12 protein-coding genes are annotated in these 15813 nt (G+C 66.2%); 6 read left to right on the top strand and 6 right to left on the bottom strand.

Annotated elements, in window-relative coordinates:
- Positions 1-126: 126 nt before the first annotated feature.
- From AC56LU_RS04650 to katG, 5 genes are all read left to right on the top strand, one after another.
- Positions 127-825 (top strand): FadR/GntR family transcriptional regulator, encoded by a 699-nt coding sequence (locus tag AC56LU_RS04650; protein ID WP_497174434.1) that lies wholly within the window; start codon positions 127-129, stop codon positions 823-825.
- A gap of 350 nt (positions 826-1175) precedes the next feature.
- Positions 1176-3983 carry a TonB-dependent receptor plug domain-containing protein gene (locus tag AC56LU_RS04645; RefSeq protein ID WP_497174433.1) on the top strand — a complete coding sequence of 936 codons (2808 nt, stop codon included), beginning with the start codon at positions 1176-1178 and terminating at the stop codon, positions 3981-3983.
- A 7-nt stretch (positions 3984-3990) separates the two neighbouring features.
- Complete coding sequence (locus tag AC56LU_RS04640; RefSeq protein ID WP_497174432.1) at positions 3991-5832, top strand: glycoside hydrolase family 28 protein; 1842 nt, start codon at positions 3991-3993, stop codon at positions 5830-5832.
- Between the two features lie 38 nt (positions 5833-5870).
- On the top strand, positions 5871-6665 hold the full coding sequence (locus AC56LU_RS04635; protein ID WP_497174431.1) for a YdcF family protein: 795 nt from the start codon (positions 5871-5873) through the stop codon (positions 6663-6665).
- A gap of 118 nt (positions 6666-6783) precedes the next feature.
- Positions 6784-9015 (top strand): catalase/peroxidase HPI, encoded by a 2232-nt coding sequence (gene katG / locus AC56LU_RS04630; RefSeq protein WP_497174430.1) that lies wholly within the window; start codon positions 6784-6786, stop codon positions 9013-9015.
- A gap of 8 nt (positions 9016-9023) precedes the next feature.
- Here katG and AC56LU_RS04625 read toward each other — a convergent pair whose 3' ends face one another.
- From AC56LU_RS04625 to garD, 6 genes are all read right to left on the bottom strand, one after another.
- Positions 9024-9380 carry a translation initiation factor Sui1 gene (locus AC56LU_RS04625; protein WP_497174429.1) on the bottom strand — a complete coding sequence of 119 codons (357 nt, stop codon included), beginning with the start codon at positions 9378-9380 and terminating at the stop codon, positions 9024-9026.
- 23 nt (positions 9381-9403) lie between these two features.
- Positions 9404-9781: a cupin domain-containing protein gene (locus tag AC56LU_RS04620; RefSeq protein ID WP_497174428.1), complete on the bottom strand. Its 378-nt coding sequence runs from the start codon at positions 9779-9781 to the stop codon at positions 9404-9406.
- A gap of 67 nt (positions 9782-9848) precedes the next feature.
- A complete protein-coding gene (locus AC56LU_RS04615; protein WP_497174427.1) occupies positions 9849-10772 on the bottom strand; it encodes an alpha/beta fold hydrolase in 924 nt (307 codons plus the stop codon).
- Positions 10769-11656, bottom strand: coding sequence for an aldose 1-epimerase (locus AC56LU_RS04610; RefSeq protein ID WP_497174426.1), 888 nt, complete (start codon positions 11654-11656; stop codon positions 10769-10771). The genes AC56LU_RS04615 and AC56LU_RS04610 overlap by 4 nt, the downstream gene beginning before the upstream one ends.
- 16 nt (positions 11657-11672) lie before the next feature.
- Positions 11673-12491, bottom strand: a complete 819-nt coding sequence (locus AC56LU_RS04605) for an NAD-dependent epimerase/dehydratase family protein (RefSeq protein ID WP_497174425.1) — start codon at positions 12489-12491, stop codon at positions 11673-11675.
- A 182-nt stretch (positions 12492-12673) separates the two neighbouring features.
- Positions 12674-14215: a galactarate dehydratase gene (gene garD, locus AC56LU_RS04600; RefSeq protein ID WP_497174424.1), complete on the bottom strand. Its 1542-nt coding sequence runs from the start codon at positions 14213-14215 to the stop codon at positions 12674-12676.
- Positions 14216-14389: 174 nt separating this feature from the next.
- Here garD and AC56LU_RS04595 point away from each other — a divergent pair, with 174 nt between their 5' ends.
- Entirely contained in the window at positions 14390-15805 is a 1416-nt protein-coding gene (locus AC56LU_RS04595) for a glycoside hydrolase family 88/105 protein (protein WP_497174423.1), read from the top strand.
- Positions 15806-15813 lie beyond the last annotated feature (8 nt).

Here is a 15813-nt window from a genome sequence, read left to right as displayed (position 1 = left end):
GCGTGGCGCGGCGGTAGCGCCACACTGTTGACGTATAATTGGTTGGTCCACTTGCAACATAATCAGTACCAAACTAAGATTCGCCCTTTGGCATCTGCCAACCAATTATCCTGACGGACCCATTCGATGAAGAAAACCGCTGCGCTGAACGACACCAGCGTCAACGAGCCACGGCTGTACCGGGTGGTATCCGGCAGGATCGAGGAGCTGATCCGCGCCGAGAACATCCAGCCGGGCGAGCGCCTGCCGGCCGAACGCGAACTGGCGGGCAAGCTGGGCGTCAGCCGCACCTCGCTGCGCGAAGCCCTGATCGCCCTGGAGCTGGGCGGCAAGGTCGAAGTGCGCGGCGGCTCGGGGGTCTACGTCAGCGAGCAAGCCAAGCCGCAGGCCGAAGTGCCGACCGCGGGCCCCGGTCCCTTCGAGGTGCTGGCGGCGCGCCGCCTGATCGAGGTCGAGGTGGCGGCACTGGCCGCGAAACATGCCAGCGATTCGGCCATCGACGCCATCCTGCGCGCGGTCGAAGAGATGGAGCAGCACCACGAAGAACGCAGCGGCAACGAATCGGCCGACCGCAACTTCCACCTGGCGATCGCGCGCGCCACCGGCAACAGCGCGATGGTCGGCGTGATCGAATACCTGTGGAGCCAGCGCGGCTCGCTCTGGCACAAACTGAAGGAGCATTTCCAGACCGAGGAATTGCGCCAGCAAACCCTGATCGACCACCGCAACATTTTCGCCGCCATCGCCTCGCACGACGTCGCCGGCGCCCGCACCGCCATGCGCGCCCACCTCGACCGCGTGACCCGCACCTTCTCGCGCGGCTGATCCAGCCTTCCGGGTCTCGGCCGGGCGCCAGGCCGGCGGCCCGGCCATTCCTCGCTGCCCTCATCTTCCCGCCGTGCCGGCAGGTCGCCGCGGCATTCCCGAAAAGATTGCAGGTTCACCAACTGGTCCAACCAGATTGTATTTACGAACAGACCACGCAATAACTGGCTCGTCCAGATTGCGAAAGCGGCCAGACCAAAGTAGAATCGCCACCACACCAACCGTCTGCTGAGTATTCTTCACGGCGCCACTGAATGACTCGGCGGCCCGCGAACGACAGCGCTGACCCTTGGAACGCGCGATCCAGGAAACCACCGGACGCACTCGACGATTTATGCAGGAGACATGCAGTGAAAAACCCACGAATCACAGAACCGCGCTTCCTACTGTCGGCAGTCACTGCCGCAGTGCTGACCATGATGAACACCGCCGCGGCGCAGGAAGCGCCGATGCAGCGGGTCGAAGTCACCGGTTCCTCGATCAAGCGCCTGGCTACCGAGAATGCGCTGCCGCTGACCACCTACAAAGCCGAAGAGCTGACCAACCAGGGCCTGACGACCATGTCCGAAGTCGCGGTCGCCCTGACGGTCGCTGCGACCAATGAGCCGGTCGGCGGCGGCGGCGGCGGCACCATGATCAACATGCGCGGCCTGAATACCAACCGCACCCTGGTCCTGCTCAACGGCCGTCGCCTGGCCAACGAGGCGCTCGGCGCCAGTTCGGTCAACGTCGATGTGATTCCGATGGCCGCCATCGAGCGCGTCGAAGTGCTGCGCGACGGCGCCTCGGCCCTGTACGGCACCGACGCGATCGCCGGCGTGGTCAACTTCATCACCAGGAAATCGGTCGAGGACGTGACCATCCACGCCAGTACGGTGCAGCCGGAACAGTCCGGTGGCGGTGACCAGAAGCGGGTCACCCTGGTCGCCGGCAAGGGCAATATGGCGACCGACGGCTGGAACGTCTACACCGCCTTCAGCGCCCAGCGCCGCGAATCGCTGATGCAGAAGGACCGTCCGCAGATCTGGGATCCGGTCAAGCTCGCCGCACTCGGCGGCAACCCGTTCACTTCGAATACCTCGGGCGGCTCGGCTTCGCCGGCGAACTACACCATCTACCGCAACGGACGCTCGGCCAATATCACCGGCAACCCGTATTTCGCGGCCGGCTGCGTGGCCCCGGGCCTGCCCCAGACCACGGTGCCCTCGACCCGCACCAACGCCAACGGCGGCAAGACCTGCATCACCGATGTCACGCTGTACCCGCAGCTGCTGCCGGAAAACCAGCAGGTCACCCTGTTCACCAAGGGCAGCCTGGCGCATGGCGACGGCGGCGTGCTGACGGTGGAATTGAACCTGTCGCGCTCCTACATCGACGCCATCAGCCCGCCGCAGCCCTTCGGTGCGAATACCAACTATGACGTCCGGACGGCCTCGCGCAAGCCCTTGATGATCACCAAGGCCAGCAAGTGGTACCCGGGCGGCAGCGGCGGCGTGCCGGCCGTGGCCGGCCTGAACGGCGAAGACTTGGCGCTGACCTGGAGCCTGGATGAACTCGGCGCGGCCAAGCTGCACGACGTGCAGAAGAACGGCCGCCTGGTGGTCGCCGACGAGGGTCAGATCAAAGGCTGGGATTACCGTGTCGGCGGCTCCTACGGCTACAGCCACCGCGACACCGGCTTCAAGGAAAACTTCGTGCGCACGCCGGGCCTGTACGCCGGCGTCGCCAACGGCATCCTGAACCCGTTCGGCGCGCAGGACGCCGCCGGCCGTGCCTATCTCGACAGCATCTCGGCCGATGGCGAAGACTTCCGCGTGGCCGACGTGCGCCACTACGGTATCGACTTCAACCTGAGCCGCACGCTGATGGACCTGCCGGGCGGCTCCCTGGGCCTCGCCGTGGGCGGCGACTGGCACCGTGAAACCTACGAGGAAGATGCGCGCATGATCGCCGACGAGGTGGTCTGGCGGGTGTCGGGCTCGCCGGGCAACAACCCAAGCGGCCAACGCAAGGTCAGCGGCCTGTACGCCGAACTCGATGCGCCGGTGACGAAAGCCTTGAACCTGAACTTCGCGGTGCGCGGCGACTATTTCAGCGACTTCGGTTCGACCTGGAATCCGAAGGCCAGCTTCCGCTACCAGCCGCTCAAGCAGCTGATGGTGCGCGGCACGGTGAGCACCGGCTTCCGTGCGCCGACCCTGCCGGAACTGTATGGCACCCCGCGCACGCTGACCCCGTCGACCTCGAGCTGGGACGATCCGCTGCTGTGCCCGAGCGCTACCCCGAACGTCGCCGGTTCCGGCAGCGTGACCACCGATCCGCGTTACGCCGGCCTGGGCCTGGACGCGGAGCGCGTCTGCAACACGCGCCTCACCACGCTCACCGGCGCCAACCCGGACCTGCAGCCGGAGAAGTCGAAGACCTATACCGTCGGCTTCGTGGTCGAGCCGGTCAAGAACTTCGTCGCCACCGTCGACTTCTGGAAGATCGACATGAAGGGCACGATCGCGCAGATCAACGAGGATTCGATCTTCGACAACCTGGCGCGCTACCAGGACCTGTTCGTGCGCAACCCGGACGGCACGCTGCAGTACATCACGAAGACGCGCCTGAACATGGGCGGCCTGAAGACCCAGGGCATCGATCTCAGCCTGAACTACTCGCTGCCGACCAAGGCCTGGGGCCGCTTCGGCGTCTCGATGGACGGCACCTACACCGACAAGTACGAAGGTCAGAACGACGAAGGCAGTCCATGGGTCGACAGCGTCGGCAGGATCGGCGCCCTGTCCACCGGCTCCACCTCGGCCAACACCTACATCTTCAAGTGGAAGCACCAGGCGCGCGTGAACTGGGCCTACGGTCCGTTCTTCGCCCAGCTGACGCAGCAGTATTCGTCGAGCTACGAAGACACCAATGCCCTGCCGACCCAGCAGCCGGGACAGCCGTTCTACAACGTGATCGAGCCATACCGCGTGTACAACCTGTCGACCACGTACAAGTTCTCGAAGAAGTTCAAGGTCGGCGCCGGCGTGAACAACCTGTTCGACACCGATCCGCCACTGTCGAACCAGCGCCTGTCCTCGCGGGTCGTGTTTGCGCAGAACATCGCCAAGCCGATCGGGCGTGCCTTCACGGTGCGTGCGGACTACACGTTCTAAGGTCGATATGACAAGGAAGCACATCGATTCGCAACGCCGCTCGCTGCTGTACGCCGCATCGGCGTCGATAGCCGGCCTGGCGATGGGACCAGCGCTCGCCGCACGCGAAGGAAGCACGCTGGAAAAAGACGACCCCTGGGCGCGCGCGCAAAGCATCATCGACGGGTTCAGGAAGCCGCTGTCCTTCCCCAGGCGCGACTTCCTGATCACCACCTATGGCGCCGTGCCCTGCGAGGCGGTCATGGTCACCGGTTATGTGGCCGACCACGAAGAGGGCAAGGTCAGCACGCCGGCGCCGGGCGCGCGCGACTGTTATGCCGCGATCGCCGCGGCGATCGCGGCCTGCAGTGCGGCGGGCGGCGGGCGGGTCGTGATCCCGGCCGGTAACTGGCTGGTGAAAGGCCCGATCGTCCTGAAGTCGAATGTCAACGTGCACCTGGCCAAGGGCGCGCACGTCTACTTCAGCAACGACCCGGACGACTTCGCGAAATACGGCGACTACGACTGCGGCGCCAATGGCAAGCTGGTGATCTCGCGCTGGCAGAGCAACGACTGCCTGAACTATTCGCCGATGGTGTACGCCTACGGCCAGACCAATATCGCCCTGACCGGCGAGGACTGGACCAGCATCCTCGACGGCCAGGGCGGCGTGCCGCGCGCCGACGGCGAGACCTGGTGGGACTGGAAGGGCAAGCGCAAAGGCGTGGCAGGAAAAGCGCCCAACCCGCAGCGCACGCAGATTGCCGTCAACCCGCTCAATCCTGGCTCGATCCGGGCCGTGGCCCCGAAGCTGAGCGACGCCCAGGTCGCGCTCATGGAAGGCAAGAACGACAAGTGGCGCACCGACGAAGCCTACCTGCCGACGCTGTCGGAAGCGGGCGTGCCGGTGGCAAAGCGCGTGTTCGGCCGCGGCCACTACCTGCGCCCCTGCATGGTGGAATTCATCGGCTGCACCAGCGTGCTGCTGCAGGGCTACCAGCTGAACCAGGCGCCGTTCTGGCAGCACCACCCGGTCAACTGCAGCAAGCTGGAGATCCGCGGCGTGCACATGGACAGCATGGGCCCGAACAGCGACGGCTTCGATCCGGAAGCCTGCAATACAGTGCTGGTGGACGGCTGCACGTTCAACAGCGGCGACGACTGCATCGCGATCAAGGCCGGCAAGAACCTCGACACCCAGTTCGGTCCGACCCAGAACGTGGTGATCCAGAACTGCGTCATGAACAGCGGCCACGGCGGCGTCACCCTGGGCAGCGAGATGTCGGGCGGTATCCAGCACGTGTATGCGCAGGACATCGAGTTCCGCAACGCGCATTGGGCCACCGACCCGCTGAACACCGCGATCCGGCTGAAGACCAACATGAACCGCGGCGGCTTCCTGCGCCACTTCTACGTGCGCAACATGACGATGCCGAATGGCGTGAACCTGAAACCGCAGTTCTACACCCCGCTTCCAGGCTCGCCGATCCAGCCCAGGTCGGTGGGAGCCGGGGCCGGCGCCGTGATCACCTTCGACTGCGACTACGCGCCCAACGCCGACAACGTGCGCACTCGCCCGCCAGTCGTCGAGCACATCCACATCTCGGGCGTCAGGGTAGGCAACGTCGCCACCAAGGACGGCCCGCGCTCGTGCTACCAGGCGCTGTTGCTGCTCGGTCCGGTCGCCTTCGACTACAACGGCGACAAGCCGGCCGAGATCCTGCCGATTCGCGATGTCACCATTACCGATTGCGATTTCGGCACCCCGGTGAACGCGGCGCAGCCCTGGTTCATCTACAACGTCCGCAACGTCAAGCTGACCAACGTGACCATCGCGGGCAAGGTGCACAACACCACACTGCAGGCCTGAACGAAGGAATGGCGCGGCGGATGCGCTAGGATAGCGGGATGCTCGACCTGATCAACGCCATCCCGCGCAGCCTGTTCCTGCCGCCCGCCAGCCTGTTCCTGCTCATCCTCGCCGGGCTCGCGATGCGGCGGCGCTGGCCACGCGCCGGGCGCACCCTCGCCGGAGCCGCGCTGGCGGCGCTGGCCTTCCTGTCCACGACGGCGGGCGCGGACCTGTTCATCCGGCCGCTGGAGCGGATGACCACGCCACTGCGAGCGCCCGAGCGCGCCGGCGCCCAGGCAATCGTCGTGCTGGCCGCCGGACGGCTGCGCGAGGCTCCCGAATACGGCGGCCGCGACATCCCCGACTACATCGCCCTGGCGCGCCTGCGCTACGCGGCGCACCTGCAACGGCGCACGGCCCTGCCGATCCTGGTCAGCGGCGGCAGCGCCGGCACGCCGGCAGCCGGTGAGCGCCCGTACTCACTGGCCGACGCCATGGCCGTGGCGCTGCGCGAGGATTTCGGCGTACCGGTGCAATGGCTTGAAGCGCGCTCGCGCGATACCGGCGAGAACGCCGCCCACAGCGCCGCGCTGCTGCGCGAGCACGGCGTCCGGCGTGTCCTGCTCGTGACCGATGCCATGCACATGGCACGCGCCCGTGCCGCGTTCCAACGTGCCGGCCTCGAGGTGGTCGACGCGCCGACCATGTTCTTTACCGGCCAGGCCCGCAGTATCCATGCCTGGGTGCCCAGCGCCGAAGGATTGCGCCGTTCCTGGTACGCCATGTACGAACTGATCGGCATCGTGTGGTACCGGGTGCGCGCGGGCGGAAAGGAAGCCATCGGCCAGTGACTCCCCTGTACATTGCTATCGTCCCTATACAAAACGACAATTGGAAACGACGGCATCGAGGTCTTATGCTTGCGTGCATGAGCAAGCCGCCATATGTCGACAATGAGGAGACACCAGCATGAACGATCAAGGGATGGATTTGAAAACCGCCGAAGCGGAAACCAAGTGCCCTGTGGCACATGACCGGAAGCCCAAGCAGACCCGTACCAATGCGCATTGGTGGCCCGACCAGCTGAACCTGGGCGTGCTGCACCAGCACAGCAAGCTGGGCGACCCCATGCTGCAAGACTTCGACTACAAGAAAGAATTCCGGAAGCTCGACCTGCATGCCGTCATCGCCGACCTCCATGCCCTGATGACCGACTCGCAGGACTGGTGGCCGGCCGACTACGGCCACTACGGCCCCTTCTTCATCCGCATGGCCTGGCACTCGGCGGGCACCTACCGCATCTTCGACGGCCGGGGCGGCGCCCGCTCGGGCGAACAGCGCTTCGCCCCTCTCAACAGCTGGCCCGACAACGGCAACCTCGACAAGGCGCGCAGGCTGCTGTGGCCGATCAAGCAGAAATACGGCAAGCAGCTGTCGTGGGCGGACCTGATGATCCTGGCCGGTAACGTGGCACTCGAATCCATGGGTTTCAAGACCTTCGGCTTCGGTGGCGGCCGCGAAGACATCTGGGAGCCACTGCCGATCGACTGGGGTCCCGAATCCACCTGGCTGGGCGATGAACGCTACAGCGGCGAGCGCGAGCTGGCCAAGCCGCTTGCCGCGGTGCAGATGGGCCTGATCTACGTGAACCCGGAAGGTCCGAACGGCGAGCCCGATCCGTTACGTTCGGCCCGCGACATCCGCGACACCTTCGGCCGCATGGCCATGGACGATCAGGAGACCGTGGCGCTGGTGGCCGGCGGCCACACATTCGGCAAGTGCCATGGCGCCGGCCCCGCGAGCCACCTGAGTGCCGATCCCGAAGGCGCCAACATCGAAGAACTGGGCCTCGGCTGGAAGAGCGCCTACGAAAGCGGCGTCGGCGCGCACGCCATCACCAGCGGCCTCGAAGGCGCCTGGACAGCGACGCCCACCAGGTGGGACATGAGCTACCTCGAGACCCTGTTCGGCTTCGAGTGGGAGCTGACCAGGAGCCCGGCCGGCGCGCACCAATGGAAGCCCAAGGGCGACGCCGGCCGCAACGTGCCCGACGCCCACATCCCCGGCAAGCTGCACCAGCCGATGATGACGACGGCCGACCTGGCGCTGCGCGCCGATCCCGCCTACGAGAAGATCGCGCGCCACTTCCTGGCCAACCCGGAGGAATTCGCCGACGCGTTCGCGCGCGCCTGGTTCAAGCTGACCCACCGCGACATGGGACCGAAAGTGCGCTACCTGGGCCCGCTGGTGCCACAGGAAGACCTGATCTGGCAGGACCCACTCCCAGGCAGGGACCACCCGCTGGTCGAGGATGCCGACATCGCGGCGCTCAAGAGCCGCCTGCTGCAGTCCGGCCTGTCGATCCCGCAACTGGTGAAGACGGCCTGGGCGTCGGCCTCCACCTTCCGCGGCAGCGACTTGCGCGGCGGCGCCAACGGCGCCCGCATCCGCCTGGCGCCCCAGAAGGACTGGGAAGCGAACGACCCGGCCGAGCTGGCGCAGGTGCTGCAAGGGCTGGAAGCGATCCAGCAGGAATTCAACGCGTCAAGCGCCGCCAACGGCAAGCGGGTGTCGATGGCCGACCTGATCGTGCTGGGCGGCTGCGCCGCGGTGGAGGCGGCGGCAAAGCAGGCCGGGCACGACATCCGGGTGCCGTTCAGCCCTGGCCGCACCGACGCCTCGCTGGACCAGACCGACGTCAATTCCTTCGAGGTGCTCGAGCCGGCCGTCGATGGCTTCCGCAACTATATCCATGCCGGGGCCGCGGGCAACGTGGCCAATGCCATGCTCGACAAGGCCAATCTGCTGATGCTGACCGCGCCCGAGATGACGGCGCTGGTGGGCGGCATGCGCGCCCTGGGCGCCACCAGCGGCGGCGTCCGGCACGGCGTGTTCACCACCCGGCCCGGCACGCTCACGCCGGACTTCTTCACCAACCTGCTGGACATGCGCACCGCCTGGAAACGCGTGGAAGGCAGCCAGCACCTGTTCGAAGGCACCGACCGTGCCAGCGGCGAGCGGCGCTGGACCGCTACCCTTGCGGACCTGATCTTCGGCAGCAATGCACAGCTGCGCGCGCTGTCGGAAGTCTATGCGGCGCGCGACGGCGAGAAGCACTTCGTGGACGACTTCGTGAACGCATGGACCAAGGTGATGGAGCGCGACCGCTTCGACCTGAAGTACGCGCAGGCGGCCGACTGATCCGCCGCTCAGCCGCCGGCCCGCCTGGGCCGGTGGCCGAGTTTCGCCAGCGTTTCCATGACCAGGCCGCAATGTTCGCCCTGTACTTCGATCACGCCATCCTTCACCGTCCCCCCCGAGCCGCAAGCCGTGCGCAGCTGCTTGCCCAGCTGGGCCAGGGCGGCGGCATCGAGCGCGAGGCCCTTCACGATCGTCACGCTCTTGCCGCCCCTGCCCTTGGTCTGCAGCGAGACGCGCACCACGCCGTCGCCCTTGATCACGGGTTGCGCCTTGCAGGCGCAGGCCGCCAGCGGCTGCCGGCATGCGGGACACATGCGGCCGCTCTCGGTGGAATAGACGAGGGTACTGCCTGGACTGCTCTTCATGGGTTTGCTCAAGAATAGCTTGGTTACACCGGCCGCGTTTCGGTTCCTTCACCACGGGTCACGTGCAGCATGCGGCTGGGCAGGCGCAGCTTGGCGGTATGCCAGACGCCACGCGGCACCACGACGGCGCCGCTGCCTTCCAGCACGATGGTCTCGACCGCACCGGCGCGCTCGAACCACAGCTCGAGCGCACCGGACAGCAGGTACACGAACTCGTCGCCGTGCGGATGCATCTCCCAGTTCGGCCAGTCTTCCGTGAATGCGAATTCGCTGATCAGCCAGCCCTGGCCGAAGCTGTCGAGCTCAAGCGGCGGCAGTTGCCAGAAGGACGCTCCGGAAACGGCTTGTGCAAGGCCGTTGTCGGCCAGGTGTACATAGGTGTGCTGCGGGTTGATGAGCATGGCGGCTCCAGTCGTCGAGAGCGGAAGTCCGGCAATACTATCACCTGTGATGCGGCCTGCCGGCGCGCTATCGCCCCGGCACGGGGCCAAGCACGCGCTGGAGAAAAGCGGTCATGGCGTCGATGGTCGGCGTCACCCAGGGATCGAACAGCCAGAACGAATGCGGGGTGCCGGGCAGCGCGACGGTATCGGTGTGGATGCCGTGCGAGGCCAGCTGCGCCGCCATCGCTTCGCGCCCTACCGAAAAGCGCGGCACGCCGCTGACGATGAACAGCACCGGCGGGCTGTCCTTGCCAACATGCTTGATGGGAGAAGCCTCGCGCCACAGCGCTGCCTTCTCGGAATACCGGCCGCCGAACCAGGCGCCCGCCGCCGACGGCTTCTTGTTCGGGTCGTCCTCGTGCTTGCGCGCGTCTTCCGTCGTGAAATCGGACAGGCCGTCGATGTTCACCACGGCGCGAATGGCTTGCGGCTCCGTCATGCCGACCAGCGATGCGATCTGCCCGCCGGCCGAGCCGCCGGCGATGGCCACGCGCGCGGGATCGACACCGAAGTCCACCGCATTCGCTTGCAGCCAGCGCAACGCCGCTTTCACGTCATGGATGGCCGCCGGGTACGGCGCCTGCCCGGACAAGCGGTAGCTGACCGTGGCGGCGGCATAGCCGCGCGCGGCGAGCCGCGCCGCCAGCGGCGCCATGTTGGCGCGGGTACCGCTGGCCCAGCCGCCGCCGTGGACAAGGATCACCAGCGGCGCCGGCTCGTGGGCCGGCCCGGGCAGGTAGAGGTCGAGCGCCAGGGACAGGTCTGCGCGCTGCGCGTAGACCAGGTCCTTGCGCACCCGCACCGGCGCCGGTGCTTCGGCACTGGCGATACGAATGTCGGGATAGTCGCGGACCAGCTTGCGGTAAGTGGTTTCAGCGTTATACGGGGCCTGGGCGGCCGCAGCCGTCATGGCCAGGGCAAGCAGCACGCCAAGCGGAAATCGCTTCACAGCGCCACGCCCCGGAACACGCAGCGGCGGCGCAGCGTGGCGCCCGGCGCCAATATGCTCAGGCCCGGGTAGCCGGGCAGGTTGTGCGCATTGATCGGATGGTCCACCGGTTCGAAGCAGAAGAAGTCGCGTCCTGGTGGAACGTAGAGAATGAAGTAATCCATGTCGGCCTGTACTTCCAGTGCGAGGCCGCGTTGCGGCCAGGCGATGCGGGCGGCGCCAATCCAGCCCTCGAAGACGTTGTCGACGCCGTCCTGCGGCAAGGACGCCGGATTGTCGAAGCGCCAGCCTGCGGGAATGTCCTGGCGATTCAATGGCAGCTTGTCGGGGCCGGCCATCCAGACGCTGTTGGCGCCGGCTTCCAGACGCGCCCCATGGGGATCGGGCATCCACGGATGCAGGCCGAGCCCGAACGGCAGCGCGCTACGCCCCGCGTTACGCACACCGAGTTCCACCACCAGCGCATCTTTGGACAGCGTGTAGTGCAGCTCGGCCGTGTAGGCGAAAGGCGATGCATCCCAGCGGTCGAGGCTCAAGGTCAGCGAGGTGTCGCAGTGCGCCGCGACACGCCAGGGCTGCTGCCAGCCGTCGCCGTGGATCGGGCAGGGTTCGCCGGCCCGGTTGGGCGCAGGCACATGGCGTTTGCCCTCGAAATCGAAGCCGGACGGCGACATCCGGTTCGACCAGGGCAGCAGGGGGAAGCAGGCCAGCTGTCCGGGTAGCGGCAACTCCGTCACGTCCGGCGGCAGCCCGCGCAGCAAAGGCTGCGCTTCGTCGCCGTTCAGCCAGTCCAGCCGCGCCAGCCCGCCTCCGACCTGCGGAACGATCTCGGCCAGCAGGCGGTCGTTGCGGAGCAGGAGGCGCTCCAGCACGGGGGTGGACATCGCTTGGGTGCGGTACTCAGTATTGCGGGCCGTCGAGGAGGAACTTGCCGCCCTGGTACATGGTGGTGACGTCGTCCTTGGCCGGGAACTCGGAGGTGTCCGGGAACAGGTGTGCGAACTTCGACGAGCTGTCCTTCGGCTTGTAGCCCAGGTGCGCGGCCAGGCGGTTGTCCCACCACACGCTGTCGTTATCCGACATGCCATAGACGATGGTGTGGCCGACGCGCGGCGCGAACAGCGAGCAGCGCAGCATCTCGACCAGGTCGTCGTACGAGAACCAGGTGCTCATCATGCGCTTGTTGGCCGGCTCCGGGAAGCTCGAACCGATACGGATGCACACGGTCTCGATGCCGAAGCGGTCGAAGTAATAGCGCGCGATCTGCTCGCCGAAGACTTTCGACAGGCCGTAGTAGCTGTCCGGGCGGGTCGGCGAATCCGCGTCGAGCACCGTGTTGACGTGGTGGTAGCCGATCGCGTGGTTCGAGCTGGCGAAGATGACGCGCTTGGTTCCGGCCTTGTGCAGGGCTTCGTACAGATTGGCCACGCCGAGGATGTTGGCCTGCATGATCGGCTCGAAGGGCTTCTCGGTGGAGATGCCGCCGAAATGCAGCACGGCGTCCACGCCTTCGAGCAGTTTCAGTACCGCTTCCTTGTCGGCCAGGTCGCACTGGACGATTTCCTCGCCCTCGCGCGCTTCGCCCATGTCGGCCACGTCGGACAGGCGAACCACCTCGGCCCAGGGCTTGATGCGGTCACGCAGCACCTTGCCCAGGCCGCCGGCGGCGCCGGTCAGCAGGATGCGTTTGAAGGGTTTGCCTTTTGCTGCTTGGGTCATTGCTAACTCCTTGGTCTTGTGACGCGATCACCGCCATCCATGCCGATCGTAGGGTGGGCGGGTCTCCCGCCCACGCGTCCAATTTCCGGCCGCGCTGTGACAGCGCATGCTCTGGCTGAACGCGTGGGCGGCAAAGCCGCCCACCCTACGGATTAATGGTGCGATAACAGCGCCGAATTTGTTCAGGTCACCGGCGCGGGATTGAACAGCGCCAGCGCATTATGCAGTTTCCAGTGTTCGGCCCAGGTCTTGCGCCCGCTGGCCACGTCGAGGATCAGGCGGAACAGCTCCCAGCCCACATCCTCGATAGTAGCCTCTCCGCTGGCGATGCGCCCGGCATTCACGTCCATCAGGTCGTGCCAGCGGTTCGCCAGTTCGGTGCGGGTCGCCACCTTGATGACCGGGACCGCCGCCAGGCCGTAAGGGGTGCCGCGGCCGGTGGTGAAGATGTGCACGTTCATCCCGGCGGCCATCTGCAGGGTGCCGCAGATGAAATCGCTGGCCGGGGTCGCGGCGTAGATCAGGCCCTTCTGCTGCAGCTTCTCGCCTGGCGACAGCACGCCGGTAATGGCGGTGGTGCCCGACTTGACGATCGACCCCATGGCCTTTTCCACGATGTTCGACAGGCCGCCCTTCTTGTTGCCGGGCGTGGTGTTGGCGCTACGATCGACGCCCCCGCGCACCAGGTAATCGTCGTACCACTGCATCTCGCGCACCATTGCCTGGGCGATCTCCGGGGTCGCGGCGCGTGCGGTGAGCTGGTCGATGCCGTCGCGGACTTCGGTGACCTCGGAGAACATCACGGCGGCGCCGGCGCGCACCAGGAGGTCGGTGGCGAAGCCGACGGCCGGGTTGGCGGTCACGCCCGAGAAGGCATCGCTGCCGCCGCACTGCACGCCGACCACCAGGTCGGATGCCGGGCAAGTCACGCGCTGGCGCGCGTTCAGTTCCTGCAGGTGTTTTTCGGCGGTCCGCATCAGGCTGTCGATCATCGACATGAAGCCGACGTGCTGCTGGTCCTGCAGGGTGACGACCGACGGTTCGGCATTGCCGATCGGGATGGAGCCGGCCGGGAACAGGCGCGCCGGCGGCAGCTTCTCGCAGCCCAGGCTCACCACCATGACGCTGTCGCCGAAGTTCGGGTTGCGCGACAGGTTGCGGATGGTGTTGATGGGGATGTTGGCGCCCGGCGCATCGATCGCGACGCCGCAGCCGTACACGTGTTCGAGCGCGACCACGTCCTCGACGTTCGGGTAGCGCGGCAGCAGCTCTTCCTTGATGCGCTTGACCGCGTAGTCGATCACGCCCGAGACGCACTGCACGGTGCTGGTGATCGCCATCATGTTGCGGGTGCCGACCGAGCCGTCCTTGTTGCGGTAGCCTTCGAACGTATACCCTTCCAGGTCATGGCTTGCTGCGATCGCGCGGGTACCCACCGGCAGGTCGTCGAGCGATCGGGCGGCCGGCATGCGCAGTACGCGCTCCGAGACCCAGCTGCCGCGCGGGATCGCGCCGTTGGCATAGCCGATCGTCACGCCGTAGCGGATCACGGCATCGCCGTCCGCCAGGTCGGCCAGCGCCACCTTGTGCCCCTGCGGTACGCCCTCGAGCAGGGTCAGGCCGTCCGGAAAGACGGTGCCAGCGGGCAGTCCGCCATCGTTGACGACGATGGCGACATTGTCGCTGGCCTGCATGCGGATCGTGCGCGGGACTTGGGTGTTCATGGTGTGATGCCTTGGTAGGTAGGTTCTTTTTCAGTATGCCATACAAGTTCGCGCAGTGGCTAGTCCACCTTGCGATTTTGGCCCGACCAAATTAGAATGGCCTGACCAAAAACAGACGCTCAACCAGTAAGACGAACGAAGCGGGTAAATCCGCGAAAAAAACCGGAGACATTCATGAAGACGACCCTGCTGGCAGCCTCGCTTGCCACCTTGTTAGGCTGCGCGCTCACGTGCGGCCCGGCCCTGGCCCAGGGCGGCCAGTACCGCAACACTGACAACAAGAACCTGCTGGACCATTCGGAAGGCACTTACCCGGTGCCGTACAAGAAGCCGGTGGTGGCGGAGGTGACTGCCCAGCTCAAGTCGATCCGCGACTACATGGACAGCGCCACGCCGTCTCGCATCATCAACAAGAAGACCGGCGACCAGATAACCGACCTGACGACCCCGAACGCCGACGCCATCTTCGAGCCCAGCCGCGGCGACTATGGTATCCAGGTCTATGAGATGGGCGTGGTCCACTCGGGTCTCCTGCGCGCGGCCGAAGCCACCGGCGACCAGGGTTTCACGGCGATGAGCCGGCGCCACTTCGGGTTCTTCTCCCAGACCCTGCCCTACTTCCGCGCCCAGGAACAGAAGTTCCGCCTCGACCGGGGCAACAGCTTCGCGCGCTTCCTCGACCCGCACTCGCTGGACGATTCCGGCTCGATGTGCGCCGCCCTGATTCGCGCGCGCCTGGCCAAGGTCGGCCCGGACCTCAAGCCCATGATCGACACCTGCAGCGACTGGGTGATCAACAAGCAGTTCCGCCTGGAAGACGGCACCATGGCGCGCAAGCGTCCGCAGGAAGTGTCGCTGTGGGGCGACGACATGTACATGAGCATCCCCCTGCTGGCCGAGATGGGCCGCATGACCGGCAACCGCAAGCACTTCGACGACGCCGTCAACAACGTGATGGGCATGAGCAAGCGCCTGTTCAACCCGCAGCTCGGCCTGTACACCCACGGCTGGCATGCCAACCACCCCGACGCGCCGCGCTTCTACTGGGCACGCGCCAACGGCTGGGCGGTGCTGGCCATGTCCGACCTGCTCGATGTGCTGCCGAAGGACCACCCCGGCTACCAGCCGGTGCTGAACCAGCTGCGCGCCGCGATCAAGGGCATCGCCGAGCTGCAGTCGGGCACCGGCCTGTGGCACCAGATGATCGACCGGAACGATTCCTACCTCGAGACCTCGGCCAGCGCCATGTTCACCTATGTGATCGCGCACGCGGTCAACCAGGGCTGGATCCCGGCGACCACCTACGGCTCGATCGCCCAGGCCGGCTGGGCCGGCCTGTCGACCCGCATCACCGCCAAGGGTGAAGTGGAAGGCACCTGCGTCGGCACCACCCTCGCCAGCGACATGGTCTATTACTACAACCGTCCGACCAGCGCGCACGCGCTGCACGGCTACGGCCCGACGCTGCTGGCCGGCGCCGAGATCATCAAGCTGATGAACAATCCGGCTTTCGAGATCCAGCATAAGGTTCGCACGTATCATTACCTGCCCAAAGGGGGCAAGACCGACTACAACAAGCATCAGCAATGATGCGTCAA

This window comes from Telluria sp. PB2R4 (assembly GCF_059685695.1).
Note: the sequence above shows the minus strand (reverse complement) of the source record. Positions and strands in the feature narration are given on the sequence as shown.